Source organism: Pseudomonas sp. GW821-FHT04C07 (genome assembly GCF_059420325.1).
In genome coordinates, this window is sequence record NZ_JBWKTM010000005.1 from 55,646 (window position 1) to 80,770 (window position 25,125).

23 protein-coding genes are annotated in these 25,125 nt (G+C 59.8%); 15 read left to right on the forward strand and 8 right to left on the reverse strand.

Annotation, left to right across the window (positions count from 1 at the left end):
* Window positions 1–5: 5 nt before the first annotated feature.
* From AC07UI_RS11000 to AC07UI_RS11065, 14 genes are all read left to right on the forward strand, one after another.
* Window positions 6–1,628: a methyl-accepting chemotaxis protein gene (locus AC07UI_RS11000; protein WP_494992530.1), complete on the forward strand. Its 1,623-nt coding sequence runs from the start codon at window positions 6–8 to the stop codon at window positions 1,626–1,628.
* Window positions 1,628–2,164 (forward strand): chemotaxis protein CheW, encoded by a 537-nt coding sequence (locus AC07UI_RS11005; protein WP_494992531.1) that lies wholly within the window; start codon window positions 1,628–1,630, stop codon window positions 2,162–2,164. Before AC07UI_RS11000 ends, AC07UI_RS11005 begins: the two co-directional genes overlap by 1 nt.
* Complete coding sequence (locus AC07UI_RS11010; RefSeq protein WP_494992532.1) at window positions 2,161–3,438, forward strand: CheR family methyltransferase; 1,278 nt, start codon at window positions 2,161–2,163, stop codon at window positions 3,436–3,438. Before AC07UI_RS11005 ends, AC07UI_RS11010 begins: the two co-directional genes overlap by 4 nt.
* Window positions 3,435–4,115, forward strand: a complete 681-nt coding sequence (locus tag AC07UI_RS11015) for a chemotaxis protein CheW (protein ID WP_494992533.1) — start codon at window positions 3,435–3,437, stop codon at window positions 4,113–4,115. The genes AC07UI_RS11010 and AC07UI_RS11015 overlap by 4 nt, the downstream gene beginning before the upstream one ends.
* A complete protein-coding gene (locus AC07UI_RS11020) occupies window positions 4,112–6,439 on the forward strand; it encodes a hybrid sensor histidine kinase/response regulator (protein ID WP_494992534.1) in 2,328 nt (775 codons plus the stop codon). The genes AC07UI_RS11015 and AC07UI_RS11020 overlap by 4 nt, the downstream gene beginning before the upstream one ends.
* On the forward strand, window positions 6,436–7,449 hold the full coding sequence (locus AC07UI_RS11025) for a chemotaxis response regulator protein-glutamate methylesterase (protein WP_494992535.1): 1,014 nt from the start codon (window positions 6,436–6,438) through the stop codon (window positions 7,447–7,449). Before AC07UI_RS11020 ends, AC07UI_RS11025 begins: the two co-directional genes overlap by 4 nt.
* A 48-nt stretch (window positions 7,450–7,497) precedes the next feature.
* A complete protein-coding gene (locus tag AC07UI_RS11030; RefSeq protein ID WP_494992536.1) occupies window positions 7,498–8,499 on the forward strand; it encodes a diguanylate cyclase domain-containing protein in 1,002 nt (333 codons plus the stop codon).
* Between the two features lie 93 nt (window positions 8,500–8,592).
* A protein-coding gene (prfB, locus tag AC07UI_RS11035) for a peptide chain release factor 2 (protein WP_494992537.1) occupies window positions 8,593–9,688 on the forward strand; the annotation gives its coding sequence in 2 pieces (ribosomal slippage) (window positions 8,593–8,664 and window positions 8,666–9,688; 1,095 coding nt in all).
* Between the two features lie 126 nt (window positions 9,689–9,814).
* Window positions 9,815–11,317, forward strand: a complete 1,503-nt coding sequence (gene lysS, locus AC07UI_RS11040) for a lysine--tRNA ligase (RefSeq protein ID WP_494992538.1) — start codon at window positions 9,815–9,817, stop codon at window positions 11,315–11,317.
* A 111-nt stretch (window positions 11,318–11,428) separates the two neighbouring features.
* On the forward strand, window positions 11,429–12,133 hold the full coding sequence (locus AC07UI_RS11045) for a TetR/AcrR family transcriptional regulator (RefSeq protein ID WP_494992767.1): 705 nt from the start codon (window positions 11,429–11,431) through the stop codon (window positions 12,131–12,133).
* A 27-nt stretch (window positions 12,134–12,160) separates the two neighbouring features.
* On the forward strand, window positions 12,161–12,709 hold the full coding sequence (locus tag AC07UI_RS11050) for a hypothetical protein (protein ID WP_494992539.1): 549 nt from the start codon (window positions 12,161–12,163) through the stop codon (window positions 12,707–12,709).
* 34 nt (window positions 12,710–12,743) lie between these two features.
* Window positions 12,744–14,021, forward strand: coding sequence for a flavohemoglobin expression-modulating QEGLA motif protein (locus tag AC07UI_RS11055; protein WP_494992540.1), 1,278 nt, complete (start codon window positions 12,744–12,746; stop codon window positions 14,019–14,021).
* 83 nt (window positions 14,022–14,104) lie between these two features.
* On the forward strand, window positions 14,105–15,019 hold the full coding sequence (locus AC07UI_RS11060) for an alpha/beta hydrolase (RefSeq protein WP_494992768.1): 915 nt from the start codon (window positions 14,105–14,107) through the stop codon (window positions 15,017–15,019).
* Entirely contained in the window at window positions 15,016–15,342 is a 327-nt protein-coding gene (locus AC07UI_RS11065; RefSeq protein ID WP_494992541.1) for a PA3694 family proteiin, read from the forward strand. Before AC07UI_RS11060 ends, AC07UI_RS11065 begins: the two co-directional genes overlap by 4 nt.
* A 58-nt stretch (window positions 15,343–15,400) precedes the next feature.
* Here AC07UI_RS11065 and AC07UI_RS11070 read toward each other — a convergent pair whose 3' ends face one another.
* The 4 genes from AC07UI_RS11070 to AC07UI_RS11085 all read right to left on the reverse strand — a co-directional run bounded on the left by AC07UI_RS11070 (window position 15,401) and on the right by AC07UI_RS11085 (window position 20,637).
* Window positions 15,401–15,778, reverse strand: coding sequence for a hypothetical protein (locus AC07UI_RS11070; RefSeq protein ID WP_494992542.1), 378 nt, complete (start codon window positions 15,776–15,778; stop codon window positions 15,401–15,403).
* Window positions 15,779–15,862: 84 nt separating this feature from the next.
* Window positions 15,863–16,672 (reverse strand): putative RNA methyltransferase, encoded by an 810-nt coding sequence (locus tag AC07UI_RS11075; protein WP_494992543.1) that lies wholly within the window; start codon window positions 16,670–16,672, stop codon window positions 15,863–15,865.
* Window positions 16,672–17,823 carry a succinyl-diaminopimelate desuccinylase gene (gene dapE / locus AC07UI_RS11080; protein ID WP_494992544.1) on the reverse strand — a complete coding sequence of 384 codons (1,152 nt, stop codon included), beginning with the start codon at window positions 17,821–17,823 and terminating at the stop codon, window positions 16,672–16,674. Before dapE ends, AC07UI_RS11075 begins: the two co-directional genes overlap by 1 nt.
* A gap of 222 nt (window positions 17,824–18,045) precedes the next feature.
* On the reverse strand, window positions 18,046–20,637 hold the full coding sequence (locus AC07UI_RS11085; protein ID WP_494992545.1) for a glycosyltransferase: 2,592 nt from the start codon (window positions 20,635–20,637) through the stop codon (window positions 18,046–18,048).
* A gap of 277 nt (window positions 20,638–20,914) precedes the next feature.
* Here AC07UI_RS11085 and tcdA point away from each other — a divergent pair, with 277 nt between their 5' ends.
* Window positions 20,915–21,724, forward strand: a complete 810-nt coding sequence (gene tcdA, locus AC07UI_RS11090; RefSeq protein ID WP_494992546.1) for a tRNA cyclic N6-threonylcarbamoyladenosine(37) synthase TcdA — start codon at window positions 20,915–20,917, stop codon at window positions 21,722–21,724.
* A gap of 99 nt (window positions 21,725–21,823) precedes the next feature.
* Here tcdA and AC07UI_RS11095 read toward each other — a convergent pair whose 3' ends face one another.
* From AC07UI_RS11095 to AC07UI_RS11110, 4 genes are all read right to left on the reverse strand, one after another.
* Entirely contained in the window at window positions 21,824–22,231 is a 408-nt protein-coding gene (locus tag AC07UI_RS11095; RefSeq protein WP_494992547.1) for a SufE family protein, read from the reverse strand.
* Window positions 22,228–23,433, reverse strand: a complete 1,206-nt coding sequence (locus AC07UI_RS11100) for an aminotransferase class V-fold PLP-dependent enzyme (protein ID WP_494992548.1) — start codon at window positions 23,431–23,433, stop codon at window positions 22,228–22,230. The genes AC07UI_RS11095 and AC07UI_RS11100 overlap by 4 nt, the downstream gene beginning before the upstream one ends.
* Window positions 23,434–23,510: 77 nt before the next feature.
* Complete coding sequence (dapD, locus tag AC07UI_RS11105; RefSeq protein ID WP_494992549.1) at window positions 23,511–24,545, reverse strand: 2,3,4,5-tetrahydropyridine-2,6-dicarboxylate N-succinyltransferase; 1,035 nt, start codon at window positions 24,543–24,545, stop codon at window positions 23,511–23,513.
* 32 nt (window positions 24,546–24,577) lie between these two features.
* Entirely contained in the window at window positions 24,578–24,886 is a 309-nt protein-coding gene (locus tag AC07UI_RS11110; protein WP_494992550.1) for an arsenate reductase, read from the reverse strand.
* Between the last annotated feature and the right edge of the window lie 239 nt (window positions 24,887–25,125).

Consider the following 25,125-nt stretch of genomic DNA (forward strand, 5'->3'; position numbering starts at 1 on the left):
TGACTGTGAAGAACTGGACGTTGCGCCAACGCATTTTGGCGAGCTTTGCGGTAATTATCGCCATCATGTTGCTGATGGTCATGGTCTCGTTCTCCAGTCTGCTGAAGATCGAGACCAGCGAGGAAACGGTCCGAACGGACGCTGTTCCTGGGGTGTATTACAGTTCGATGATTCGCAGCGCCTGGGTCGACAGCTACGTCCTGACCCAGCAGATCGTTGGCCTCTCCGGACATCGGGACATCAGCGCTGCTGACCAGGCGTTGTACAAGAGCTTCGAAGAGCGCTTGAAGGCGGAGATGGATAACTATCGCAGAACCGTCTTCGACTCGGACGATCGTGCCTCTTTCGACGAGTTTGAAGTGCGTCATCAAGCGTTCGATCAGACACTGAAGAACGTCATCGATCTCTATCAGCGCAAAGAATACGAACAGGCTCGCCTCGCGCTGGAGAATGAACTGACGCCTGCGTGGATCGCTGGCCGCAAGCATTTGAACGGCATGATTGACCGCAATCGTGATCAGGCGGGTAATGCCACCGGGGCTATCGGTTCCGCGGTAACCGCAGCAAAAATCAGTATGGGCGTCTCTTTACTGATCGCGGTAATCGCTGCCGGTCTGTGCGGTCTGCTGCTGATGCGCGCAATCATGGCGCCGATGAACCGGATCGTGCAGATCCTCGACATCATGCGTACGGGGGACTTGAGCAGGCGCTTGAATCTGGAGCGCAAGGACGAATTCGGTGCCGTAGAAACCGGCTTCAACGACATGATGACCGAGCTTACTTCTCTGGTTTCCCAGGCCCAGCGCTCTTCGGTGCAGGTCACTACCTCGGTTACGGAAATTGCCGCCACCTCCAAGCAGCAGCAGGCTACTGCGACAGAGACCGCTGCCACCACCACGGAAATCGGCGCCACTTCGCGAGAAATCGCTGCGACATCGCGCGATCTGGTGCGCACCATGACCGAAGTTTCTACCGCCGCCGACCAGGCTTCGGTGCTGGCTGGTTCTGGTCAGCAAGGCCTGGCCCGCATGGAAGACACCATGCGCTCGGTGATGGGGGCGGCCGATCTGGTCAACGCCAAACTGGCGATCCTCAATGAGAAGGCCGGCAACATCAATCAGGTGGTGGTGACCATCGTCAAGGTCGCCGACCAGACCAACCTGCTGTCCCTCAACGCTGCGATCGAAGCCGAGAAGGCCGGTGAATATGGCCGCGGTTTCGCGGTGGTGGCTACCGAAGTACGGCGTCTGGCGGATCAGACCGCCGTGGCCACCTATGACATCGAGCAGATGGTCCGTGAGATCCAGTCGGCGGTGTCGGCGGGTGTCATGGGCATGGACAAGTTCTCCGAAGAAGTGCGCCGTGGCATGTCCGAAGTTCAACAGGTAGGCGAGCAGCTGTCGCAGATCATTCATCAGGTTCAGGCGCTGGCGCCGCGGGTGTTGATGGTCAACGAAGGCATGCAGGCCCAGGCCACCGGTGCCGAGCAGATCAACCACGCGTTGGTGCAGCTGGGCGATGCCAGCAGCCAGACGGTAGAGTCCCTGCGTCAGGCCAGCTTCGCCATCGATGAGCTGAGCCAGGTGGCGGTGGGGCTGCGTAGCGGCGTCTCGCGTTTCAAAGTCTGATGAGCGAGTTCGCGGCGAAACGCGGCGCCGGAATGACGCCGAAACATTCGTTGTTTTTGCTGTTCCGTATCGGCAACGAACGCTATGCCCTGCAGGCCATCGAGGTGGCCGAAGTGCTGCCGCGCCTGCCACTCAAGCCGATCGCGAAAGCGCCGTCCTGGGTCGCCGGGGTGTTTGCCTACCGTGGCGCGGTGGTGCCGGTGATCGACCTCAGTGCGCTGACCTTCGGCCAGCCGGCCCAAGTGCGCACCAGCACTCGCCTGGTGCTGGTGCACTATCGAGCGCAAGCGTCTGGGCCCGGGCAATTGCTCGGGCTGATTCTTGAACAGGCCACCGATACCCTGCGCTGCAATCCGGCGGACTTTAAACCGTACGGCCTGGACAATCGCCAGGCGCCTTATCTGGGGCCGGTGCGCGAAGACCAGCAAGGCTTGCTGCAATGGATTCGGGTCGATGATTTGCTCGATGCCCAGGTCCGCGCACTGCTGTTTCCGTCGCCGCCGCTGGATCTCGCCCTGTTTGAGGAGCGCCCGTGAGCAACGACCAGCGCTTTTTCGACTTCCTCAAAGAACGCATTGGCCTGGACGTGGCGTCCGTAGGGGCGGCGCTCATTGAGCGAGCCGTCCGCCAGCGTAGCATCGCGCAGCAAGCGCAGACCGTGAATGAGTACTGGCTCACACTGCAGCAATCGCAGGATGAGCAGCAGGCGCTGATCGAAGCCGTGATCGTGCCGGAAACCTGGTTTTTTCGTTATCCGGAATCCTTCGTCGCCCTGGCCAAGTTGGCAAAGGGCCGTCTGGCCGAGATCAAGGGCATGCGTGCCTTACGGATTCTCAGCTTGCCGTGCTCTACCGGCGAAGAACCGTATTCGATTGCCATGGCCTTGCTCGATGCCGGGTTTGCGCCCCATCAGTTCAAGGTCGAAGGGCTGGATGTCAGCGCCTTGTCGGTCGAGCGCGCCAAGCGTGCGGTGTATGGCAAGAACTCCTTTCGTGGGCAACAGACCGACTTTCGCGAGCACCACTTCAGCGCGCAGGAGGAGGGCTACGTTCTCAGTGAACGGGTGCGTGAGCAGGTGCGCTTGCAGGTGGGCAACCTGCTTGATCCTGCATTGCTGGCCAATGAATCGCCCTATGACTTTGTGTTCTGCCGCAATCTGCTGATTTACTTCGACCCGCCGACTCAGCGGCAGGTGCTTGACGTCATCAAGCGCCTGACCCATGTCGACGGCGTGCTGTTTATCGGCCCGGCCGAAGGCGGCCTGCTGGGGAGATTGGGCATGCATTCGATCGCCATTGCACAGTCCTTTGCTTTCAGGCATCACCGCGAGTCTGACCCCGAGCCGTTGCCTGTCTTTAACCCGACACCGTCGCCGGTGTGTCAGCCAATACGCAATGTGGCGCAGCCGCCGCTTCGCAGCCGACCCTTTACCAGCGTTGCACCAGTGATCAGCCCTGGCAAATCTTGTGCTGCGGTGAATGATGCAGCGGCCTTGCTCGCCAATATCGAGGCGTTGGCCAATGAAGGCAAAAGCACTGAGGCGCGAGCGGCCTGTGAGCATTACCTGCATAACCATGAGCCGGTAGCTCAAGTGTTTTATTGGTTGGGTTTGCTCTGCGATGTCGCCGGCAGCGTATTGGAGGCTCAGGGCTTCTATCGCAAGGCGCTGTATTTGCAGCCGCAACACCCTGAAACCCTGATGCACCTGGCGGCCTTGCTGGCTTCCCAAGGCGACGCCACGGGTGCCCGCCGATTGCAGGAACGCGCCGCCCGTAGCGAGCGCACCGCTGACAGTGAGCGTAAACGATGACCGGATCTGTTTCGTTGAACGTGACCCATGAGGATGCGCAGGCCATCGATGACTGCTGGAACCGGATCGGTATCCACGGTGACAAGTCCTGCCCGCTGCTGCCCGAACATATTCATTGTCGCAACTGCGCGGTGTATTCCGCTGCCGCGACCCGCCTGCTCGATCGTTATGCGTTGCAACAAGAGGATCATCGACAGTCGATTGCAGTCGAGAATGATGTCGTCACCCGTTCACTGTTGATGTTTCGCCTGGGCGAAGAGTGGTTGGGGCTGGTCACCCGCTGCCTGGCGGAGGTTGCGCCGTTGCAGCCGATCCATTCTTTGCCGCACCAGCGTTCGCGAGCGTTGCTGGGCGTGGCGAATGTGCGCGGCGCCCTGGTCGCCTGCCTGTCACTGGTGGAACTGCTGGGGCTGGACGCCACCACTGGCGTTGTCTCCGGGGCGCGGGTCATGCCGCGCATGTTGATCATTGCTGCCCACGGCGGCCCGGTGGTGGTGCCGGTGGATGAGGTGGACGGGATTCATGCCATCGATGAACGCACCTTGAGCGCCGCCTCCAGTTCCGGCTCACAAACCGCTGGCAGGTACACCCGTGGCGTATTGCAGTTCAGAGGTCGCAGCTTGCGCTGGCTGGATGAAGAACAGTTGCTGTCAGCCGTGACCCGGAGCCTCACATGACCCCCGATCAAATGCGTGACTCATCGCTGCTCGAACTCTTCAGTCTGGAGGCCGAAGCGCAGACTCAAGTGCTCAGCGCCGGCTTGCTGGCACTCGAGCGCAACCCGACTCAGGCCGATCAACTGGAAGCCTGCATGCGTGCAGCGCACTCGCTCAAGGGCGCCGCGCGGATTGTCGGTGTGGATGCCGGAGTCAGCGTGGCGCATGTGATGGAGGATTGTCTGGTCAGCGCCCAGGAGGGGCGCCTGCACCTGCAACCCGAACACATCGACGCCTTGCTGCAAGGCACAGACGTTCTGATGCGCATCGCTACACCGGGTAGCGACAATGTGGGGCCGAGCGATATCGAGGCCTACGTCGCCTTGATGGGCCAGTTGCTCGATCCCGCGGCATTGACCGTCAACGTGGCACCGCCTGCCGCGCCAATCCTTGATTCGGTCATGCTGCTGATGGCTGAGCTGCAAGTCGATTTGCCCCGTGCCGGGCTTGAGTCCGAAGCGCCGTTGCTGGAGCCGGAACCGTTGCTTGCCGCGCCCATCGAAATGTCGCCTAAAGCCACGCGCGTTACCGAAGGCGGCGAACGGGTGCTGCGGGTTACCGCTGAGCGGCTGAACAGCTTGCTCGATCTGTCGAGCAAATCCTTGGTGGAAACCCAGAGACTCAAGCCTTGGCTGGCGACCATGCAACGTCTCAAACGCATGCAAAGCAACAGTTTGCGAGCCCTGGAAAATCTCAATGTTCATCTCAAAGAGAGCGAGTTGAGCCTGCAAGCCCAGGAAGCGCTGGGCGATGCCCGGCGCATGCTCGCCGAATCCCGGCAACTGTTGGCCGAGAAAACCGCCGAGCTGGATGAGTTCGGCTGGCAGGCCAGTCAACGCGCTCAGGTGCTGTATGACACGGCGCTGGCCTGTCGCATGCGGCCGTTCGCCGATGTGTTGGCCGGGCAGGTGCGGATGGTTCGTGATCTGGGTCGTAGTCTGGGTAAGCAAGTGCGGTTGGAGATCGAAGGCGACAAGACCCAGGTCGACCGTGATGTGCTTGAAAAGCTCGAAGCGCCGCTGACCCATTTGCTGCGCAATGCGGTGGATCATGGCATCGAAATGCCGGAGCAACGGTTGTTGGCGGGTAAGCCCACCGAAGGCTTGATCCGGCTGCGCGCCTCCCACCAGGCTGGGCTATTGGTACTGGAGCTGAGCGATGACGGTAATGGAGTAGACCTCGAACACCTGCGTCGCAGCATCGTCGAGCGCCAATTGTCTCCGGCCGAAACCGCTGCCCGGTTGAGCGAAGAAGAACTGCTGACATTCCTGTTTTTGCCGGGTTTCAGCCTGCGGGACAAGGTCACTGAAGTGTCCGGGCGCGGAGTTGGACTGGACGCGGTTCAGCATATGGTCCGACAGCTTCGTGGCGCCGTGATACTGGAGCAGACAGCGGGCGAGGGCAGCCGCTTTCATCTTGAAGTGCCGTTGACCCTGTCGGTGGTGCGCAGTCTGGTAGTCGAGGTGGGTGAAGAGGCTTATGCCTTCCCGCTGGCGCACATCGAACGCATGTGCGACCTGGAGCCGGACGAGATCGTACAAGTCGAAGGGCGTCAGCATTTCTGGCACGAAGGCCGGCATGTCGGTCTGGTCGCGGCTAGCCAGCTGTTGCAGCGTCCGGCGGCTCAGAGTAACGATCAAACCCTCAAAGTGGTGGTGATCCGCGAGCGCGATGCGGTGTACGCAGTGGCCGTCGAGCGCTTTATTGGCGAGCGCACGTTGGTGGTGCTGCCGCTGGATGATCGGTTGGGCAAGGTTCAGGACATTTCCGCCGGAGCGCTGCTGGACGACGGCTCCGTGGTGCTGATCGTCGACGTCGAAGACATGCTGCGTTCGGTGGACAAACTGCTCAATACTGGCCGTCTGGAGCGCATCGCCCGGCACAACCACCAGGCTGTGGAAGTCGCGCGCAAACGCATTCTGGTGGTCGACGATTCGCTGACGGTCCGCGAGTTACAGCGCAAACTGTTGCTCAATCGCGGTTACGACGTCGCCGTCGCGGTAGACGGAATGGACGGTTGGAACGCTTTGCGTGCCGAAGACTTCGATTTGCTGATCACCGACATCGATATGCCCCGAATGGACGGCATTGAATTGGTCACCCTGTTGCGTCGCGACAATCGTTTGCAGTCGCTGCCGGTCATGGTGGTTTCCTACAAGGATCGCGAAGAAGACCGGCGTCGTGGACTAGACGCCGGAGCCGACTATTATCTAGCCAAAGCCAGTTTCCATGACGACGCTTTGCTCGATGCGGTAGAGGAACTCATTGGAGGAGCCCCGGCATGAAGATCGCTATCGTCAATGACATGCCACTGGCGGTAGAGGCTTTGCGTCGCGCGCTGGCGTTCGAACCTGAGCACGAAGTGGTCTGGGTCGCGAGCAATGGTGCCGAGGCGGTAAAACTCTGCGCCGGGCTGACGCCGGACCTGATCCTGATGGACTTGATCATGCCGGTGATGGATGGCGTGGAAGCAACCCGACGGATCATGGCCGAGAGCCCGTGCGCCATCGTGATTGTTACCGGCGACCGCCAGCAGAACGTCCATCGAGTGTTCGAGGCCATGGGCCATGGCGCACTGGATGTGGTCGACACTCCGGCTGTCGGTGCGGGTAATGCCAAAGAAGCCGCGGCGCCATTGCTGCGCAAGATCCTCAATATCGGCTGGCTGATCGGCCAGAGCGGCGGCAGCCGGACGCGCTCGGCCCCGACGTCGCTGCGCACCATGGTGCAGCGCCAAAGCCTGGTGGCCATCGGCTCTTCCGCTGGTGGCCCGGCGGCGCTGGAAGTCTTGCTCAAGGGTCTGCCCACTGATTTTTCCGCGGCCATCGTGCTGGTTCAGCACGTTGACCAGGTGTTCGCTGCCGGTATGGCCGAATGGCTGAGCAGTGCGTCCGGATTGAAGGTGCGCCTGGCGCAAGAGGGTGAGCCGCCGCAAAGCGGTACGGTGCTGTTAGCCGGCACCAACCACCATATCCGACTCTTGAAGGACGGCACACTGGCCTACACCGCCGAGCCGGTCAACGAGATCTACCGGCCGTCGATCGACGTTTTTTTTGAGAGCGTGGCCAGCTACTGGGATGGCGATGCCGTCGGCGTATTGCTGACCGGCATGGGCCGTGATGGCGCTCAGGGGCTCAAATTGATGCGCCAGCAAGGCTTCCTGACCATCGCTCAGGACCAAAACAGCAGTGCGGTATATGGGATGCCCAAGGCAGCAGCTGCCATCGACGCAGCCGTCGAAATCCGCCCACTGAACAAGATTGCGCCACGATTGCTGGAGATATTTGCCAAATGACTGACAAAAACAGCTTTCCTGACCAGGTAGTAATTCAGGTGACCGCACATGCATGACTTGCAGCTCGACGATTTCAAAACCGATGAAAATGCCGCGATGGTGTTGTTGGTCGATGATCAGGCAATGATCGGTGAGGCTGTGCGGCGCGGGCTGGCCCATGAAGAGAATATCGATTTCCACTTCTGCGCCGACCCGCATCAGGCCATCGCTCAGGCGATCCGCATCAAACCGACGGTGATCCTTCAGGATCTGGTCATGCCCGGTCTGGACGGCCTGAGTCTGGTACGTGAATACCGCAACCATCCGGCGACCAAGGATATTCCGATCATCGTGCTGTCGACCAAGGAGGATCCCTTGATCAAGAGCGCGGCGTTTGCCGCAGGCGCTAACGATTACCTGGTCAAGCTGCCGGACAATATCGAACTGGTCGCGCGTATCCGCTATCACTCGCGCTCTTACATGACCCTGCTGCAACGTGATGCGGCGTATCGCGCGTTGCGGGTCAGCCAGCAGCAGTTGCTCGACACCAATCTGGTGCTGCAGCGGTTAATGAACTCCGACGGCCTGACCGGGCTGTCCAATCGCCGGCATTTCGATGAATACCTCGAGCTGGAATGGCGGCGAGCCCTGCGCGATCAGACGCAACTTTCACTGTTGATGATCGATGTCGATTACTTCAAGTCCTACAACGATAACTTCGGCCATCTGGAGGGCGATGAAGCCCTGCGCAAAGTCGCCACGACCATTCGCGACGCCAGCAGTCGACCGTCCGACCTGCCAGCCCGTTATGGCGGCGAAGAATTCGTCCTGGTGCTGCCCAATACCTCGCCGGGTGGCGCGCGGCTGGTGGCCGAGAAACTGCGTCAGACTGTGGCTGCGCTGGGAATTGTGCATATCTCCCCGACCGAAGGCTCGAGCCTGACCATCAGCATCGGCCTGTCGACCATGACGCCGCAGCAGGGCACTGATTGCCGGCAATTGATCTCGGCAGCCGACAAAGGTTTGTACCTGGCGAAAAACAATGGTCGCAATCAGGTGGGGATTGAATGAAGTAGGGCCCCATCGGCCAAGCGGGCTGCCTTGACAGCCTGATTGCGTTATACTCGTCGGCTTTCAAAAGTTCGCCAACGAGTGCTGCCCGCCATGGAAATCAACCCGATCCTTAACAGTATCAAGGACCTGTCCGAGCGCTCCGAAACTATTCGGGGGTATCTTTGACTACGATCAAAAGCATGAGCGTCTGACCGAAGTCAATCGCGAGCTTGAAGATCCGAGTGTCTGGAACAACCCTGAATACGCCCAGAATCTAGGCCGCGAGCGTTCCTTGCTGGCCCAGATCGTCGATACCCTCGATGAAATGCACAGCGGTCTGGCCGATGCCAAAGACCTGTTGCTGATGTCTGCCGAGGAAGAAGACCAGGCGGCTGTAGACGACGTTGCCGCTGAAGTGGAGCGTCTGCGCGAATCCCTCGAGAAGCTCGAATTCCGCCGGATGTTCAGTGGCGAGATGGACGCCAATAACGCGTACCTGGACATTCAATCCGGTTCCGGCGGCACCGAAGCCCAGGACTGGGCCAATATCCTGCTGCGCATGTACCTGCGCTGGGCGGATAAACGCGGTTTCGAGGCGACCATCATGGAACTGTCCGCCGGTGAAGTTGCCGGGATCAAAGGCGCGACCGTGCACATCAAGGGTGAATACGCCTTTGGCTGGCTGCGTACCGAAATCGGCGTGCACCGTCTGGTGCGCAAGAGCCCATACGACTCCGGCAACCGTCGTCACACCTCGTTCTCGGCAGTTTTCGTCTCGCCGGAAATTGATGACAACATCGAAATCGACATCAACCCGTCGGATTTGCGGATCGATACCTATCGCTCCTCCGGTGCCGGTGGTCAGCACGTAAACACCACCGACTCGGCTGTACGTATTACCCACGTACCGACCAACACCGTGGTCAGTTGCCAGAACGAACGTTCCCAGCACGCCAACAAAGACACCGCGATGAAAATGTTGCGGGCGCGCTTGTACGAGCAGGAAGTGCAGAAACGCAACGCCGCCTCGCAAGCCCTGGAAGACACCAAGTCGGACATCGGCTGGGGTCACCAGATTCGCTCGTACGTGCTCGACCAGTCGCGGATCAAGGATCTTCGTACTAGCGTCGAACGCAGCGATTGCGACAAGGTGCTTGACGGTGATATCGACGAATACCTGGTGGCAAGCCTCAAGCAAGGGCTGTAAAGCAGCCATACATGATCACTGTGCAGCTGCGGTGATCATGTAGGAGCATGGGGGGACGCCTAGTCCTTGCCCGCGAACCCTGCCGCAAGGCAGGGGCAACGAACCTGTGATGGAAAATTTAAAGACATGAGCGACCTACAACTCGACCCGCAAGCCCTGCAACAGGAAGAAAACTCCCTGATCGCCCTGCGCAAGGAAAAGCTTGCTGCCGAGCGCGCCAAGGGCCAGGCCTTCCCCAACGACTTCCGCCGCGACGCCTACTGCGAAGACTTGCAGAAGAAGTACGCGGACAAGACCAAGGAAGATCTGGCAGAGGCAGCGATCCCGGTCAAGGTGGCCGGTCGTCTCATGCTCAACCGTGGTTCCTTCATGGTGATCCAGGACATGTCCGGGCGCATCCAGGTCTACGTCAACCGTAAAACCCTGTCGGAAGAAACCCTGGCAGCGGTCAAGACCTGGGACCTGGGCGACATCATTGCCGCCGAAGGCACCCTGGCCCGTTCCGGCAAAGGCGACCTGTACGTTGAAATGACCAACGTGCGCCTGCTGACCAAGTCCCTGCGCCCGCTGCCGGACAAGCACCACGGCCTGACCGATACCGAAACCCGTTATCGCCAGCGCTACGTCGACCTTATCGTCAACGAAGACGTGCGTCAGACCTTCCGCGTGCGTTCGCAAGTGATCGCGCACATCCGCAGCTTCCTGATGAAGCGCGACTTCCTCGAAGTCGAAACGCCGATGCTGCAGACCATTCCGGGCGGCGCTGCGGCCAAACCGTTCGAAACCCACCACAACGCCCTGGACCTGGACATGTACCTGCGCATCGCGCCGGAGCTGTACCTCAAGCGTCTGGTGGTCGGCGGTTTCGAGCGTGTGTTCGAGATCAACCGCAACTTCCGTAACGAAGGCGTTTCGACCCGGCACAACCCCGAGTTCACCATGCTCGAGTTCTACCAGGCCTACGCTGACTACGAAGACAACATGGACCTGACCGAAGAACTGTTCCGTGAACTGGCGCAGCTGGTTCTGGGCAGCACCGACGTGCCTTATCAGGGCAAGGTGTTCCACTTCGGCCAGCCGTTCCAGCGCATCTCGGTGTTTGCTTCGATCCTCAAGTACAACCCGGAAATCACCGCCGCGGACCTGGAAAGCATCGACACGGCCCGTGCCATCGCCAAGAAGGCCGGCGCCGACGTCAAAGGCTTCGAAGGCCTGGGCAAGCTGCAAACCATGATTTTCGAAGAGCTGGTGGAGCACAAGCTGGAACAGCCGACCTTCATCACCGAATACCCGTTCGAAGTGTCGCCGCTGGCACGTCGCAACAACACCAACCCGAACGTCACCGACCGTTTCGAGCTGTTCATCGGAGGCCGCGAAATCGCCAACGCCTACTCCGAGTTGAACGACGCGGAAGACCAGGCGGAGCGATTCCAGGCCCAGGTGGCCGACAAGGACGCCGGTGACGACGAAGCCATGCACTACGATGCCGACTTCGTTCGTGCGCTGGAATACGGCATGCCACCAACTGCCGGTGAAGGTATCGGTATCGACCGTCTGGTGATGTTGCTCACCGACGCTCCGTCGATCCGTGACGTGATCCTGTTCCCGCATATGCGGCCGCAAGCATAAGTGTTATGAATAAGAAGCCGCCTACATCAGGCGGCTTTTTATTGTCTGTGTGGAACTGACGTACTTCTAATTCATAGTGATGTGAGAGGAATATCTGTCGTGAATGGTGCAATTGCTCTAGAAGGTGCAGCTGGAATCGCCACTGCGGTCGCTGAAAGTGTTCAGTACCAGGGCCGCAAGGCCAGCCGACAGGGAAGCGAGCAGCGCCGACAGGTTATTCTCGATGCCGCGATGCGTATCGTCGTGCGTGACGGCGTGCGTGCGGTGCGTCACCGCGCAGTGGCTGCCGAGGCCGATGTGCCGTTGTCGGCGACTACTTACTATTTCAAGGATATCGATGACCTGCTCACCGATACCTTCGCTCAATATGTGGAGCGCAGTGCAGCCTACATGGCCAAATTCTGGGCCAATAGCGAGGGCTTGCTGCGCGAGATGGTCGCTTTCGGTGACGGCAGCCGGGAGTCTCGTTCACAACTGGCTGACGACATTGCCCGGTTGACCGCCGACTATGTGCAGCGCCAATTGCACAACCGCCGTGAACACTTGATGGCCGAGCAGGCATTTCGCCAGGAGGCGCTACTCAACCCGCGTCTGGCGCTGTTGGTGCGTTCGCATCAGCAAATCCTCCTACAGGGCACTTGCCATTTTTTCCAGGTATTGGGTTCCCGTGAGCCACAACAAGATGCCAAAGTGTTGACGGCTATAATCGGACGGATGGAATATCAGGGCCTGCTCAATGACGCGGAACCAGCGGCCGAGGAAGAAATGCTCGGTATCCTTACGCGTTACATGCATTTGGTGCTGGCCTCCGTGTGACGACCGCGGTGTTCAAAGGAGTGTTGAATGAAGTCCTGGCGTGAGGTCGTGATCGCCATGTCGTTTCTGCTGCTCAGTGGCTGTCTGGTGAGTGTCAAGCAGCCACTGCCGGCTGATCAGGCGGCACCTGCCGCGCTGCTCGGCAAATGGACGAGCAAGAACGTCTGGGGCGGGGCGCTCAACCTTGAGCTGAGCCGCGTCGCGACCAATCGCTACAAGGCTGTCAGCTACCCCAAAGGCGAGCCGAAACAGCGCGAGGCTTATGACTTCACCGTTTCCCGCCATGGCAGCCGCTGGTACTTGTCGGCGGCGGTGCCGGATCAATTCGGCGGCCACTTCACTATCGCCGGTTTCGAGTTGACCGATAACCATGAATTGGTGGTCTACAACCTGGACCTGGAGCAGATTCGCCAGGCGCTGGGGCAAGAGGCCTTGAGTGGCGAGCCGTTTGAAACCAAAGAAGGCGATGGTGTTCTGATCAGCAACCCGCTGGAACAGGTGTTCGCCTATCTGGATGATCCCGCCAACTCTGACGTATTCGTCGAGGCGGCGCGCTTCCAGCGTTTGGGCAAGTAAACGCGGCATAGAACGTTATTAATAGGAGTTTCGGGTGGACGATTACCAGCAGACGATACGCACTTTGTCCGATCGCATAGTGCTGGCGCAAACACCAATCCGCGTACTGGATGCGGTCAAGTGGGACGAGAACATCCGCAAAGGATTCCTCAAGGCCAAAGGCAAGGAAATGCCTGCCGTCGACCGTGACTACTACCTCAATCGCCCACTGTCGTTCGACTCCAGTGCGGTGAAGCTGGAGTTCCAGAACATCGAGCGTGACATCACCCGTCAACTGGGTCAGTTCAACCCGGTCGGGCAGATCATGCGGCGTATGTGCAAGGAATACCGCATGGTGGTGCGCATGCTCGAAGCGCGCGGCACCGAAGATTTCGGTCTGATCTCCCAAGAGCTTTATGGCGCGGCGTCCGACGCCTTCCATGCCGGTGACCCGACCTTGGCCGACCTGGGCCTGATGCTCTCTGATTATCTGAACAACATCGACGGCCGTGGCGACCTCAAGGACGAACCCAAGACCTTGACCTCCAAAGAGGCTGTCCATCTGCTGCAATGCCGCTTGAACAAAGTCTTTGGCGAAGCCGAGGACACCATCCGGGTGTTCGAGTCCGACGGGATCGTCGCTGACGCGGCAGCCGGTGCCGACTACATCAAGATCCGCACCGATGCGATGTTCAACAACCGTGACGTGCGCGCTTTGGAGGTCCATGAGGGGCTGGTACACGTCGGTACCACGCTCAATGGCCTGAACCAGCCGATCTGCACCTTTCTGTCCAAGGGCCCACCGTCCTCGACCGTGACCCAGGAAGGCCTGGCGATCCTGATGGAAATCATTACCTTTGCTTCCTATCCAAGCCGCCTGCGCAAACTGACCAACCGCACCCGCGCTATTCACATGGTGGAAGAGGGGGCAGATTTCTTGCAGATCTTCGAATTCTTCCGCGAACAAGGCTTCGAGGCGGAGCAAAGCTATAGCAATGCCAGTCGGGTGTTCCGCGGATCAGTGCCTAATGGTCTGCCATTTACCAAAGACTTGTCCTACCTCAAGGGCTTTATCATGGTTTACAACTACATTCAGTTGGCCGTGCGTAAGGGCATGCTTGAGCAAATACCCTTGTTGTTTTGTGGCAAGACCACTCTGGAAGACATGCGCACCTTGCGCCAGTTGTTGGACGAAGGCTTGATCGTACCGCCCAAGTATTTGCCGGACCAGTTTCGTGACATGAACGCTTTGTCGGCCTGGATGTGCTTCTCCAACTTCCTCAATCACTTGAGCCTGGACCGGATCGAGGCGGACTACTCGAATATCCTGTAACAACACACCATTGCATTGATCGTTCCCACGCTCTGCGTGGGAACGATCAGATGTCCCACCATTTTTTGCGAGGTTTCAAACGGATGAGAATCCTCGGCATTTTTTGTCTGTTACTGACCTTGAACGGCTGCAGCTCCTTGCTGTTCTACCCCGAACCCGGTCTGCCGTTCACTCCGCAAAAAGCCCGACTGCAATACCGCGACGTCACCCTGACCACGGCTGATGGCATCAAACTGCACGGTTGGTGGCTGCCGGCCAAGGCTGGTGTGGCGCTCAAAGGCACGGTGCTGCATCTGCACGGCAATGGCGGCAATCTGGCCTGGCACCTGGGGGGTAGTTGGTGGCTGCCGAAGGAGGGTTATCAGGTGCTGCTGGTGGACTATCGCGGCTATGGCCTGTCTGAAGGTGAGCCGCGGCTGCCGGAGATTTATCGGGACATCGACGCAGCATTCCAATGGCTGGACAAGGCCCCTGAGGTTCAAGGCAAACCGCTGGTGCTTCTCGGTCAGAGCCTCGGTGGTGCGCTGGCCGTGCACTATTTGGTCGAACATCCCGAGCGCCAGCACCAGCTCAAGGCGCTCATTCTTGACAGCGTGCCGGCCAGTTACCGTGATGTCGGGCGCTCCGCCTTGAGCACCTCCTGGCTGACCTGGCCGTTTCAGGTGCCATTGTCCTGGCTGGTGCCGGACGCTGACAGCGCAATCAACGCCATGCCGCAACTGCGCGGTGTACCGAAATTGATCTACCACAGCATCGATGATCCGATCGTGCCTCTTTCCAGCGCTATCCGTCTGTATCAAGCTGCGCCGCCGCCCAGGGTGCTGCAATTGACCCGCGGAGGTCATGTGCAGACCTTTGCCGACCCGATCTGGCGAAAAGTCATGCTGCGCTATCTGGATGACCCGCAGCATTTCAACGGCCTGCGCCGGCTGGGCGAAATCCCGAATTACCCGCTACCCCCGAATTCAGAAGTTGAACCTCCAGAGAGTCCGCAATGAGTGAAGAACGTAACGCCATCCCCCTCATCATCACCGGTATCTGCAGCATCCTCGGCACCGTGGCATGCCTGTGGTACTACGGCTACCTGCACTTCGCCAAACCGGAAGATGCGCTGCTTTTGAACGATTTCACCATGCTCAAGACGCAGCCAGGCGAGGATTACAAAATCTCCCTGGAGCCCGCTGCTGAAGTGGCGCAATGCGTTGATGGTGTGCTGGTGCTGTTCGACACCGAGCAGAAAGGCTTGACCGGCGTGTTGGTCAATAACAAGAAGAAGGCTGTGCGCTGCATGGGCCAGGAGACGCCGCAGCTGGAGCAGTGATGCTACAGTCAGCCATAAATCCGGAATCCTTAACAGATTCCGGATTTATGGCAGTGAATTACGCCGTATGCCAGGTGATCTCTTCTTCACCATCAACGCTGATGCGAATCCAGCGATCAGCCGTTTCCTCGCCTTCATCCTCAACCCAGCTACCCGGTGCGCAACGCACCTCGACGTTCAACGCGGCGAAAGCGGCGCGAGCGCAGGCGATGTCGTCGTCCCATGGGGTCTGGTCGCTATCCAGGTGCAGGCTGTTCCACTTGCCCACAGCCTTCGGCAGCCAGGTTACCGGCACGTTGCCGGCCTTGCATTTGTAAGTCTGGCCTTTCTGCACCCAGTCGGAGCAAGGGCCCAGAGCCGTGCCGAGCCAGGCCGCAATGGCCTTGTGATCAACGTCGGCGTCTTTCAGGTAAATCTCGATATCGGGTTGGCGCATGGATGTCCTCACTGCGGGTCTGAAAAATCCATTCGCGGATTTAGTCGGCCTCAAGACTAATGCTCAAGACCATAAATTAATGGGTTATTGAAGAACGAAGTAATCGTAGCGCATTGATACGCTGACCTCGAACGGCTCGGCCTGTTCGATGACATTCGCCCGGCGTTCGGCACTGGCACGCCAGCCGTGGGGCGTCATTGCCAGCAGGTTGGCGCGGTCCTGGGGCGCGACCAGGCTGAGTTTGAAGTCCAGGGTTTCACTGTGTTGCAACTGCATGCCTTCTGGTACCAGGGCCAGATGCTTGTCGTCGGCGTAATCGCGGACTTCGTCATACAGGCGCTCGCGTAATTCCATCAAGTGACCGCTGGTCGGTCCGACGCGCATCAAGCCACCACCGGGGCTGAGCAGGCGCTTGGCTTCCTGCCAGTCCAGAGGGCTGAAGACGCTGGCGAGGAACTGGCAGCTGGCATCGGCCAAAGGTACGCGGGCCATGCTGGCGATCAACCAGGTCAGCTTCGGATTGCGCCGGCAGGCGCGTTTCACTGCTTCGCGGGAGATATCCAGGGCGTAACCGTCAGCGTTGGGCAATCCTTCGGCGATTTGTGCGGTGTAGTAACCCTCACCACAACCGATATCCAGCCAGCGCTGTGGCGCACGTTCGGCGGCCAGTTCGGCAAGGCGCCTGGCCACCGGTGCGTAATGGCCGGCGTTAAGGAAATCACGGCGCGCTTCGACCATGGCCTGGTTGTCGCCGGGATCGCGGCTGTTCTTGTGCTGCACCGGCAGCAGGTTCAGGTAACCCTGGCGCGCGCGGTCGAAGCGGTGCCCGACGGGGCAGACCACTCCATTGTCGACCGCGCTCAGCGGCGCGGTGCAGATAGGGCAGGTGAGCATCAGGCGAGCAACTTGATCAGGGTCTGGTAGTAGATTTCGGTCAGTACATCGAGGTCGCTGGCGAGCACTCGCTCATTGACCTGATGGATCGTCGCGTTGACCGGGCCCAATTCGACCACTTGGGTGCCCATGGTCGCGATGAAGCGCCCGTCGGACGTGCCGCCGCTGGTGGAAGCCTTGGTTTCACGGCCGGTAATGGCCTTGATGCTGTCCGATACGGCATCGAGCAACGCGCCCGGTTCGGTGAGAAACGGCAGACCGGACAGCGCCCACTCCACGTGCCAGTCCAGGCCATGCTTGTCGAGGATATCGGCGACCCGCTGTTGCAGGCCTTCGACGGTCGACTCGGTGGAGAAACGGAAGTTGAACACGGCAACCAGATCACCCGGGATCACGTTGGTCGCACCGGTGCCGGAGTTCAGATTGGAGATCTGGAAGCTGGTAGGCGGGAAGAAGCTGTTGCCATTGTCCCAATGCTCGGCGGCAAGTTCCGCCAGTGCCGGGGCAGCGAGATGGATCGGGTTCTTCGCCAGGTGCGGGTAGGCCACGTGACCTTGCACACCGCGTACGGTGAGCCTGGCTCCGAGGGAGCCGCGACGACCGTTTTTCACCACATCACCGACCAGGGCGGTGCTCGACGGCTCGCCGACGATGCACCAGTCCAGACGTTCCTTGCGGGCAACGAGGCGCTCGATCACCGCTTTAGTGCCGTGATGAGCCGGGCCTTCTTCGTCACTGGTGATCAGGAAGGCCACCGAGCCTTTGTGATCCGGGTAGTCGCTGACAAACCGCTCGGCCGCCACGGTCATGGCGGCCAGGCTGCCTTTCATGTCGGCCGCGCCACGGCCGCAGAGCATGCCGTGTTCGTCGATCAGTGCGTCGAATGGGTCTGTCTGCCAGGCTTGCACCGGGCCGGTCGGGACCACGTCGGTGTGGCCGGCGAAGCACAGCACCGGGCCTTCGTGTTTGCCGTGGGTCGCCCAAAAGTTATCCACATCCTCGATGCGCATTGGCTCCAGCTTGAAGCCGGCATCGCCCAGGCGCTGCATCATCTGCTTCTGGCAATCGGCGTCGACCGGCGTGACGGAGGGACGGCGGATCAGGTCGATGGCCAGTTGAAGGGTCGGCGAAAGGTCGGCGTGGGCCGTCATGTAATAACTCCGAAAGCATTGGTGTGGGAGCGGGCCGGGCGGCGTTCCGCTTGCCCGCGAAGAACGATGATGAGGTTTGTCTGTTACACCGAGTCGCTTCAATCGCGGGCAAGGGCTCGGCGCCCCCCCTGCTCCTGCGGTCGTGGGGCTGGGCGCGCAAAATGGTGGATATCTTAAAGCAAAACGGCGACCAGAGGCCGCCGTTTAGTTGTTTGCGCAGATTTAGGCGGCAGGTGCCGGCTCTGTCTCTGGCGCAGGTTTTGGCAGTGAAGACAGGAACGCCATGATCAGCGCGGCCAGATACGGCAGCGACTGCACCAGCAGCATGGTCACCCAGAAGCGCATGTCGTTGCTCGGTATGCCCTGCACCAGGAATATCCCCAGCGCCGCGCCCCACAACAGCAGCATGATGAACATCTCTTCACGGGCTTCCGAGATCGCCACCCAAAAGCCGTGGTTGTCGGCATTTTTCGGCGTACGGAAGAACGGAATACTGCTGGTGAAGAAGCCGTACAGCACCGCCTTGGCAATGGTGTGGGACAACGCCAGACCCGCCAGTGCCGCCGCGAACGCATCCTTCATGTCGACCCCGACCGCACGACGGTAGAGGAAGATGATCTTGCCGACCTTGAACACGAACAACGCCAATGGCGGGATCGCGAAAATCAACAGCGGTGGATCGACTCGTTGCGGCACGATGATCATCGCCGCCGACCACAGCAGAGCGCCGACAGTGAAGAAGATGTTCATGCCGTCCGCGACCCACGGCAACCAACCCGCGAGGAAGTGATAGCGCTGGCCACGGGTCAGTTCGGTGTCTTTACCGCGCAACAGGCTTGCGGTGTGACGCTTGATGATCTGAATCGCTCCGTAGGCCCAGCGGAAACGCTGTTTCTTGAAATCGATAAAGGTATCGGGCATCAGGCCCTTGCCGTAGCTGGTGTGGTAATACGCCGCCGACAGACCTTTTTCGAATATCCGCAGACCCAACTCGGCGTCCTCACAGATGCACCAGTCGGCCCAGCCCAGTTCTTCGAGCACCGAACGGCGGGTCATGGTCATGGTGCCGTGCTGGATGATCGCATCACGGTCGTTACGAGTGACCATGCCGATGTGGAAGAAGCCTTTGTATTCCGAGTAGCAGAGCTTCTTGAACGTGCTTTCGTTCTGGTCGCGATAATCCTGCGGTGACTGCACCACGGCGATTTTCGGGTCGGCGAAATGCGGCACCATGTGCTTGAGCCAGTTCGGCTCGACGCAGTAATCGGAGTCGATCACCGCGATGACTTCGGCGTCCGGCGCGGTGCGCGGAATCAGGTAATTCAGCGCGCCACCCTTGAAGCCGGCCAGTGGCGCGACGTGGAAGAACTTGAAGCGCGGGCCGAGCGTCTCGCAGTAGGCCTGTACCGGTTCCCAGACTGCCGGGTCCTTGGTGTTGTTGTCGATGATCAGGACTTCGAAGTCCGGATAGTCAAGGTTGGCCAGCGCATCGAGGGTCTGTTTGACCATCTCCGGTGGCTCGTTGTAGCAGGGCACGTGGATCGAGACTTTTGGACGGTAGTCGGAATCGCCCACCACCGGCAGGAATTCGCGCCGGCGTTTTTGGGTCCAGACCGCTTCGGCCAGTTCGTGGGCCTCAGTCAACAGCACGATAAACACCCCGAGCGCACCTAGGGCGAGCAAGAAGCCTACCGTCAGGCTGAACCAGGTGCTGTATTGCTGGCTGTAGTCGTAGCCGATCCACACCAGCACCGAACCGCAAAGGAACGCGACAAAGGTCAGGAAGGTGCGGCCACGCTGACGCAGGGCCGAACCGTCGATCATCAGCAGGGTCAAGGACAACAACGCCAGGACGACCGAGCCGATGGCCAGTACTCGCCATTGCGGAATCGCAACCACCGGGCCTTCAAAGTTGAATTTCTGCTGACGCGCGGCGTTGTAAACGCCCCAATACGCGCCTACCGAACCTTCGTCGCTGGCTTTCCATGGCTGGTCAAACGCTTCGATCACGAAGTAGTTGAAGCCCTGGCGGTTGAGCTTGTTCACCAGCGTGCGCAGGTAAATAGCCTGGTCAGCCGGGGTCGCATCAGCACCACCGCGCATGCGGCCGTTGCTCGGCCAGCCCACTTCGGACAGCAGCAGCGGCTTTTTCGGGAACATCTTTTTCAGGTCACGGGCACGGTCCAGGACGAACTGACCGGCCTTGTCCATCGGGATGAACTCCCAATAAGGCAGGACGTGGGCCGCGATCAGGTCGACGTGCCTGGCCAGCTCCGGATGTTCTTCCCAGACGTGCCATTGCTCGGACGTGGTGACCGGAACCTTGACGGCCGCGCGTACGCGATCAAGCAGAACGCTCAGTTCCTTGGCGGTGATTTCCTTGCGAAAGATCGCTTCGTTGCCTACGACGACGCGCACAACACTGCGTGAGCTGTTGGCGAGTGCAATGGCACGGGTGATTTCGCGCTCGTTACGCTCTTGATCCGGGCTGATCCAGATCCCCAGGGTTACCCGCAGGCCGAACTCTTCAGCCAGCTTCGGGATGTCCTCAAGCGTGCCGTCGACCGAGTAGGTACGGATGTTGTCGGTCAGCTTGCTCATGATCTCCAGATCACGACGCATTTCATCGTCGGATGGGTACTGGTCTTTCTGTGGGTACTGCCCTTGCTGGAACGGCGAGTAAGAAAAACCGGAGATCTGTTCAGGCCAGTTGGGGGCCGTGACCGGGCGATTGATCAGCGCCCAGAAACCGGTGAATAGCGCGGCGATTGCCAGAACCACCACCAGATTGAGTCCAAATTTACGCGATGACATAGAGATTTCGGGTTCCAAAGGGTGTGGAACGAAGGAACTGTTGGCAGGTGCCAAACGGCGCGCATCCTACACTGACCTTCAACTTACCGTACAGCATGTGAAGAGAAGGTCGCCGTTGGGCAACGGCTCTTCACTTAAGTTCTTATCGGCTGTTTTTGTAGCTCAAATAACCGCGCTGATTAGCCTGTTGAAGCAGGCTTGGCCACCGTTCATAGCGCAAAGGTGTTCTTGGCCAGCATCGGCCCTATAATGCGCGCCGGTTTTTGGGGTAATGGTCATGAGTACAGAAGATCCGCGGTTTGCTGGCGTTGCCCGTTTGTACGGCATCGAAGGTCTGGAGCGCTTGCGTGCGGCCCATGTGGCGATCGTCGGGGTCGGCGGAGTTGGCTCCTGGGCGGCGGAAGCTATCGCCCGTTGCGGGGTCGGTGAGATATCGCTGTTCGATCTGGACGATGTTTGTGTCAGCAACAGTAATCGTCAGTTGCACGCATTGGACAGCACCGTCGGTCAGGCCAAGGTCGAGGTGATGGCTGAGCGCTTGCGCGGGATCAACCCAGCCTGCACGGTGCATGCCGTGGCCGACTTCGTCACTCGCGAGACCATGGCCGAGTACATCACACCAGACATCGATTGCGTAATCGACTGCATCGACAGTGTCAACGCCAAGGCGGCGCTGATCGCCTGGTGCAAACGCCGCAAGATTCAGATCATCACCACCGGCGGCGCCGGGGGGCAGATCGACCCCACGCTGATTCAGGTCTGTGACCTGAACCGTACCTTCAATGACCCTCTGGCATCCAAGGTCCGCTCCACCTTGCGCCGTGATTACGGCTTCTCCCGCACAGTGACCCGCCATTACAGCGTGCCCTGCGTGTTTTCTACGGAACAACTGCGTTACCCGAAACCGGACGGCAGTATTTGCTTGCAGAAGAGTTTTGTCGGCGACGGCGTGAAACTTGACTGCGCGGGCGGTTTTGGCGCCGTGATGATGGTAACGGCGACCTTCGGCATGGTCGCCGCGACCAAGGCTGTGGACAAGATTGTTGCCGGGGTACGGCGGCCGGCGGATCGGGTCAAACCTGCCTGATAGATCGTTCCCATGCTCCGCGTGGGAATGCAGCCCGTGACGCTCTGCGTCACAAGAGCGTCCATTGAGGCATTCCCACGCAGAGCGTGGGAACGATCATCAGTACCCAGCCAACTCCCGCATCCTCTGCAATACGGCATTCAAGCCATTGCTGCGCGATGGTGACAACTGCCGGGCCAGGCCCAACTGGTTGAACCAGTCCGGCAAGTCGACCTGCTGCAAATCCTCTGCAGACAAACCGTTGACCCGTACCAGCAGCAACGCCACCAAGCCACGAATCAACCGCGCATCGCTGCTGGCGGTGAATTGCCAATGGTCGTCCTGCAACGTACCCAGCAACCAAACCTGACTTTCACAGCCCTGCACCCGATTGGCCTCGGTCTTTTCCACGTCGCTCAAGGTCGGTAGTCGATCGCCCCACTGCATCAGCAGGCGTGCTCGCTGTTCCCATCCGGCGGCGCTCTGAAAGGTTTCCAGTGCCGTCAGCGCTTCGGCGGGCAAACTCATCGCAACAACTCCAGGGCTTGATCCAGCGCTTCAAAGAAGCGCTCCAGGTCTTCGGAGTCGTTGTACAGTGCCAACGACACCCGAATCGCTCCCGCAAGACCCAAGCCTTTGAGCAACGGCATCGCGCAATGATGGCCGGCGCGTACGGCAATTCCTTGTTCGGTCAGCAGATGCGCGAGGTCAGAGTTGTGCACGCCCTCGACGACAAAGCTGGCCAGCGCCACCTCAGGTTTGCCCAGCAGGCGAATGCCTTTGCGCGCATGCAAACCTTGCAGCAGATAGGCATGCAATGCGGCCTCATGGGCGTTGACCGCATCCAGATCGAGCCCGCTCAGGTAATCGAGGGTCGCACCGAGGCCGATCACACTGGCAATCGGTGGTGTTCCGGCTTCGAAACCGAGCGGGGCGGGTCGGAAGGAGGCGTGCCGGTAGTCCGCGTTTTGCACCATTTCGCCACCGAACTGCCAGTGGCGCAATTGGTGCAGTGCCTCACTGCGGCCGTAGAGCACGCCGAGGCCGTCCGGTCCGTAAAGCTTGTGGCTGGAAAATACATAGAAATCGCAGCCCAAAGCCTGCACATCGTGTCGCCCATGGACAACACCTTGAGCGCCATCGACCACGGTCAAGGCACCATGGGCCTTGGCCATCGCCAAAAGCGCCGGCAACGGCTGCCAGGCGCCGAGTACGTTGGACAACTGGCTGACCGCCAGCAGGCGAGTACGCGGGCCGATCAGGCTTGCCGCGGCATCGAGATCGATCAAGCCGTCGGCGTCCAATGGCAAGACGATCAGCTCAAGGCCGCGACGCAGGGCCAGCTGTTGCCAAGGCAGCAGGTTGGCGTGGTGTTCCAGGGCGCTGATGACAATTTCATCACCGGCATTGAATTGGTGTTCCAGACCATAGGCCAGGAGGTTCAGCGCGGAGGTCGCGCCGTGGGTAAAGATGATCTGCCCGCTTTCGCCTGCACTGAGCCAATGCGCGACCTTGCTGCGGCTGTCTTCGAACGCCTGAGTGGCGTGGGCGCCGGGCAGGTGTTGGGCTCGATGGACATTGGCCGCGCCATTGGCGTAGTAGTGCGTCAGGGCGTCCAGCAGGGCTTGGGGTTTTTGAGTGGTGGCGGCGTTATCCAGATAGGTCTGGTCTTGCCGTTGCAATGCGGCGATGGCCGGGAAATCGGCGCGCCAGGCAGAGGGCACAAGCATGGTGGTCAAGACTCGTTTGAGCCTGTCGGATGCTGATTATAAGCGCCCGACAGGCTCCGTTGGCATCGAGTCGCTGCTTAGTTGTGAGCGTGCAGCGCTTCGTTCAGTTCGATGGCCGACTTGTGGGTTTTGCACTCCACGGCACCGGTCTCCGAATTACGGCGGAACAACAGGTCAGGCTGGCCAGCCAGTTCACGGGCCTTGAGCACTTTGACCAGCTTGTTGTTCTCGTCCAGCAGCGCCACTTTGGTACCAGCGGTCACGTACAGGCCGGACTCGACGGTATTGCGATCGCCCAACGGAATGCCGATACCGGCGTTGGCGCCGATCAGGCAGCCTTCGCCGACCTTGATCACGATGTTGCCGCCGCCCGACAGGGTGCCCATGGTCGAGCAACCGCCGCCCAGGTCCGAACCCTTGCCGACGAACACGCCAGCCGAAACGCGACCTTCGATCATGCCCGGGCCTTCGGTGCCGGCGTTGAAGTTGACGAAACCCTCGTGCATCACGGTAGTGCCTTCGCCGATGTAGGCGCCCAGACGAATCCGCGCGCTGTCAGCCAGCCGCACACCGCTCGGTACCACGTAGTCGGTCATTTTCGGGAACTTGTCTACCGAGAATACTTCCAGCAACTCGCCACGCAGACGGGCTTCGAGTTGATGCTCGGCGAGTTCCGCGAGGTCGATCGCACCCTGGCTGGTCCAGGCGACGTTCGGCAGCAGCGGGAAAATGCCGGCCAGGTTCAGGCCGTGAGGCTTGACCAGACGATGGGACAGCAGGTGCAGTTTGAGGTAGGCCTCAGGGGTGGAGCTCAATTGCGCGTCTTCTGCCAGCAACGTGGCGACCAGCGGCTTGTGGCTTTCGGCCAGGCGGGTCAGCAATGCGGCTTGCGCGGCGTCGACGCCTTTGAGTGCTTCAGCCAGTTGCGAAGCCTGGGCAGTGCTGAACGCGATGGCCTGATTGCCTTCGGTGTAACCCAGAATCGGGGCAATAGCGGCGACCAGTTCGGCCGACGGATTGAGCAGCGGCTGGGCGTAAAACACTTCCAGCCACGCGCCTTGACGATTCTGGGTACCGACACCGAAGGCCAGGCTGAACAGGGTAGTGGACATGGGATTACCTCTACAAAATTGAACGGGCTGGCTTACTTGAGCGCTGCCGCGTAGATATCTGGCTTGAAGCCAATCAGGGTTCTGTCACCGAGATCGAGCACCGGGCGCTTGATCATCGAAGGTTGTGCGAGCATCAGTTCGATGGCTTTCGTCTGGTCGAGATCGGCTTTGCGTTCGTCGTCGAGTTTGCGAAAGGTCGTGCCTGCGCGGTTCAACAGCACTTGCCAGCCGTGCTCATCGCACCACTGGGTCAGGTGTTCTCGGTCAATTCCGGCCGCTTTGTAATCATGGAATTCATAGCTGGCAGCGTTTTCATCGAGCCAGGTGCGCGCTTTTTTCATGGTGTCGCAAGCTTTGATGCCGAAAAGGTGCAACGTTTTGCTTGAAGCGGTCAAGGAATTGCCCCCCTTTGGAGATGCTGGAAACGAAAGGTGACGGATTATGCCACGACCGGGCAGGTTCGGCGTCGGCTGCGGCCGAGCTTTGTCGCAATGTATTACAGATTTCCGGGCCCGTTGCGGCATTGGTGCGGCGGTCAGCCAGCAGCTTAGACGACTAATGTGGCACTTCAATGGCGAAC

Bases quoted from the DNA above. Each gene is read 5' to 3' on its own strand.
- AC07UI_RS11005 (WP_494992531.1), top strand. From the start codon at position 1,628: ATGAGCGAGTTCGCGGCGAAACGCGGCGCCGGAATGACGCCGAAACAT.
- AC07UI_RS11015 (WP_494992533.1), top strand. From the start codon at position 3,435: ATGACCGGATCTGTTTCGTTGAACGTGACCCATGAGGATGCGCAGGCC.
- AC07UI_RS11020 (WP_494992534.1), top strand. From the start codon at position 4,112: ATGACCCCCGATCAAATGCGTGACTCATCGCTGCTCGAACTCTTCAGT.
- AC07UI_RS11025 (WP_494992535.1), top strand. From the start codon at position 6,436: ATGAAGATCGCTATCGTCAATGACATGCCACTGGCGGTAGAGGCTTTG.
- AC07UI_RS11030 (WP_494992536.1), top strand. From the start codon at position 7,498: ATGCATGACTTGCAGCTCGACGATTTCAAAACCGATGAAAATGCCGCG.
- lysS (WP_494992538.1), top strand. From the start codon at position 9,815: ATGAGCGACCTACAACTCGACCCGCAAGCCCTGCAACAGGAAGAAAAC.
- AC07UI_RS11050 (WP_494992539.1), top strand. From the start codon at position 12,161: ATGAAGTCCTGGCGTGAGGTCGTGATCGCCATGTCGTTTCTGCTGCTC.
- AC07UI_RS11060 (WP_494992768.1), top strand. From the start codon at position 14,105: ATGAGAATCCTCGGCATTTTTTGTCTGTTACTGACCTTGAACGGCTGC.
- AC07UI_RS11065 (WP_494992541.1), top strand. From the start codon at position 15,016: ATGAGTGAAGAACGTAACGCCATCCCCCTCATCATCACCGGTATCTGC.
- AC07UI_RS11070 (WP_494992542.1), bottom strand. From the start codon at position 15,778: ATGCGCCAACCCGATATCGAGATTTACCTGAAAGACGCCGACGTTGAT.
- AC07UI_RS11075 (WP_494992543.1), bottom strand. From the start codon at position 16,672: ATGCTCACCTGCCCTATCTGCACCGCGCCGCTGAGCGCGGTCGACAAT.
- dapE (WP_494992544.1), bottom strand. From the start codon at position 17,823: ATGACGGCCCACGCCGACCTTTCGCCGACCCTTCAACTGGCCATCGAC.
- AC07UI_RS11085 (WP_494992545.1), bottom strand. From the start codon at position 20,637: ATGTCATCGCGTAAATTTGGACTCAATCTGGTGGTGGTTCTGGCAATC.
- tcdA (WP_494992546.1), top strand. From the start codon at position 20,915: ATGAGTACAGAAGATCCGCGGTTTGCTGGCGTTGCCCGTTTGTACGGC.
- AC07UI_RS11095 (WP_494992547.1), bottom strand. From the start codon at position 22,231: ATGAGTTTGCCCGCCGAAGCGCTGACGGCACTGGAAACCTTTCAGAGC.
- AC07UI_RS11100 (WP_494992548.1), bottom strand. From the start codon at position 23,433: ATGCTTGTGCCCTCTGCCTGGCGCGCCGATTTCCCGGCCATCGCCGCA.
- dapD (WP_494992549.1), bottom strand. From the start codon at position 24,545: ATGTCCACTACCCTGTTCAGCCTGGCCTTCGGTGTCGGTACCCAGAAT.
- AC07UI_RS11110 (WP_494992550.1), bottom strand. From the start codon at position 24,886: ATGAAAAAAGCGCGCACCTGGCTCGATGAAAACGCTGCCAGCTATGAA.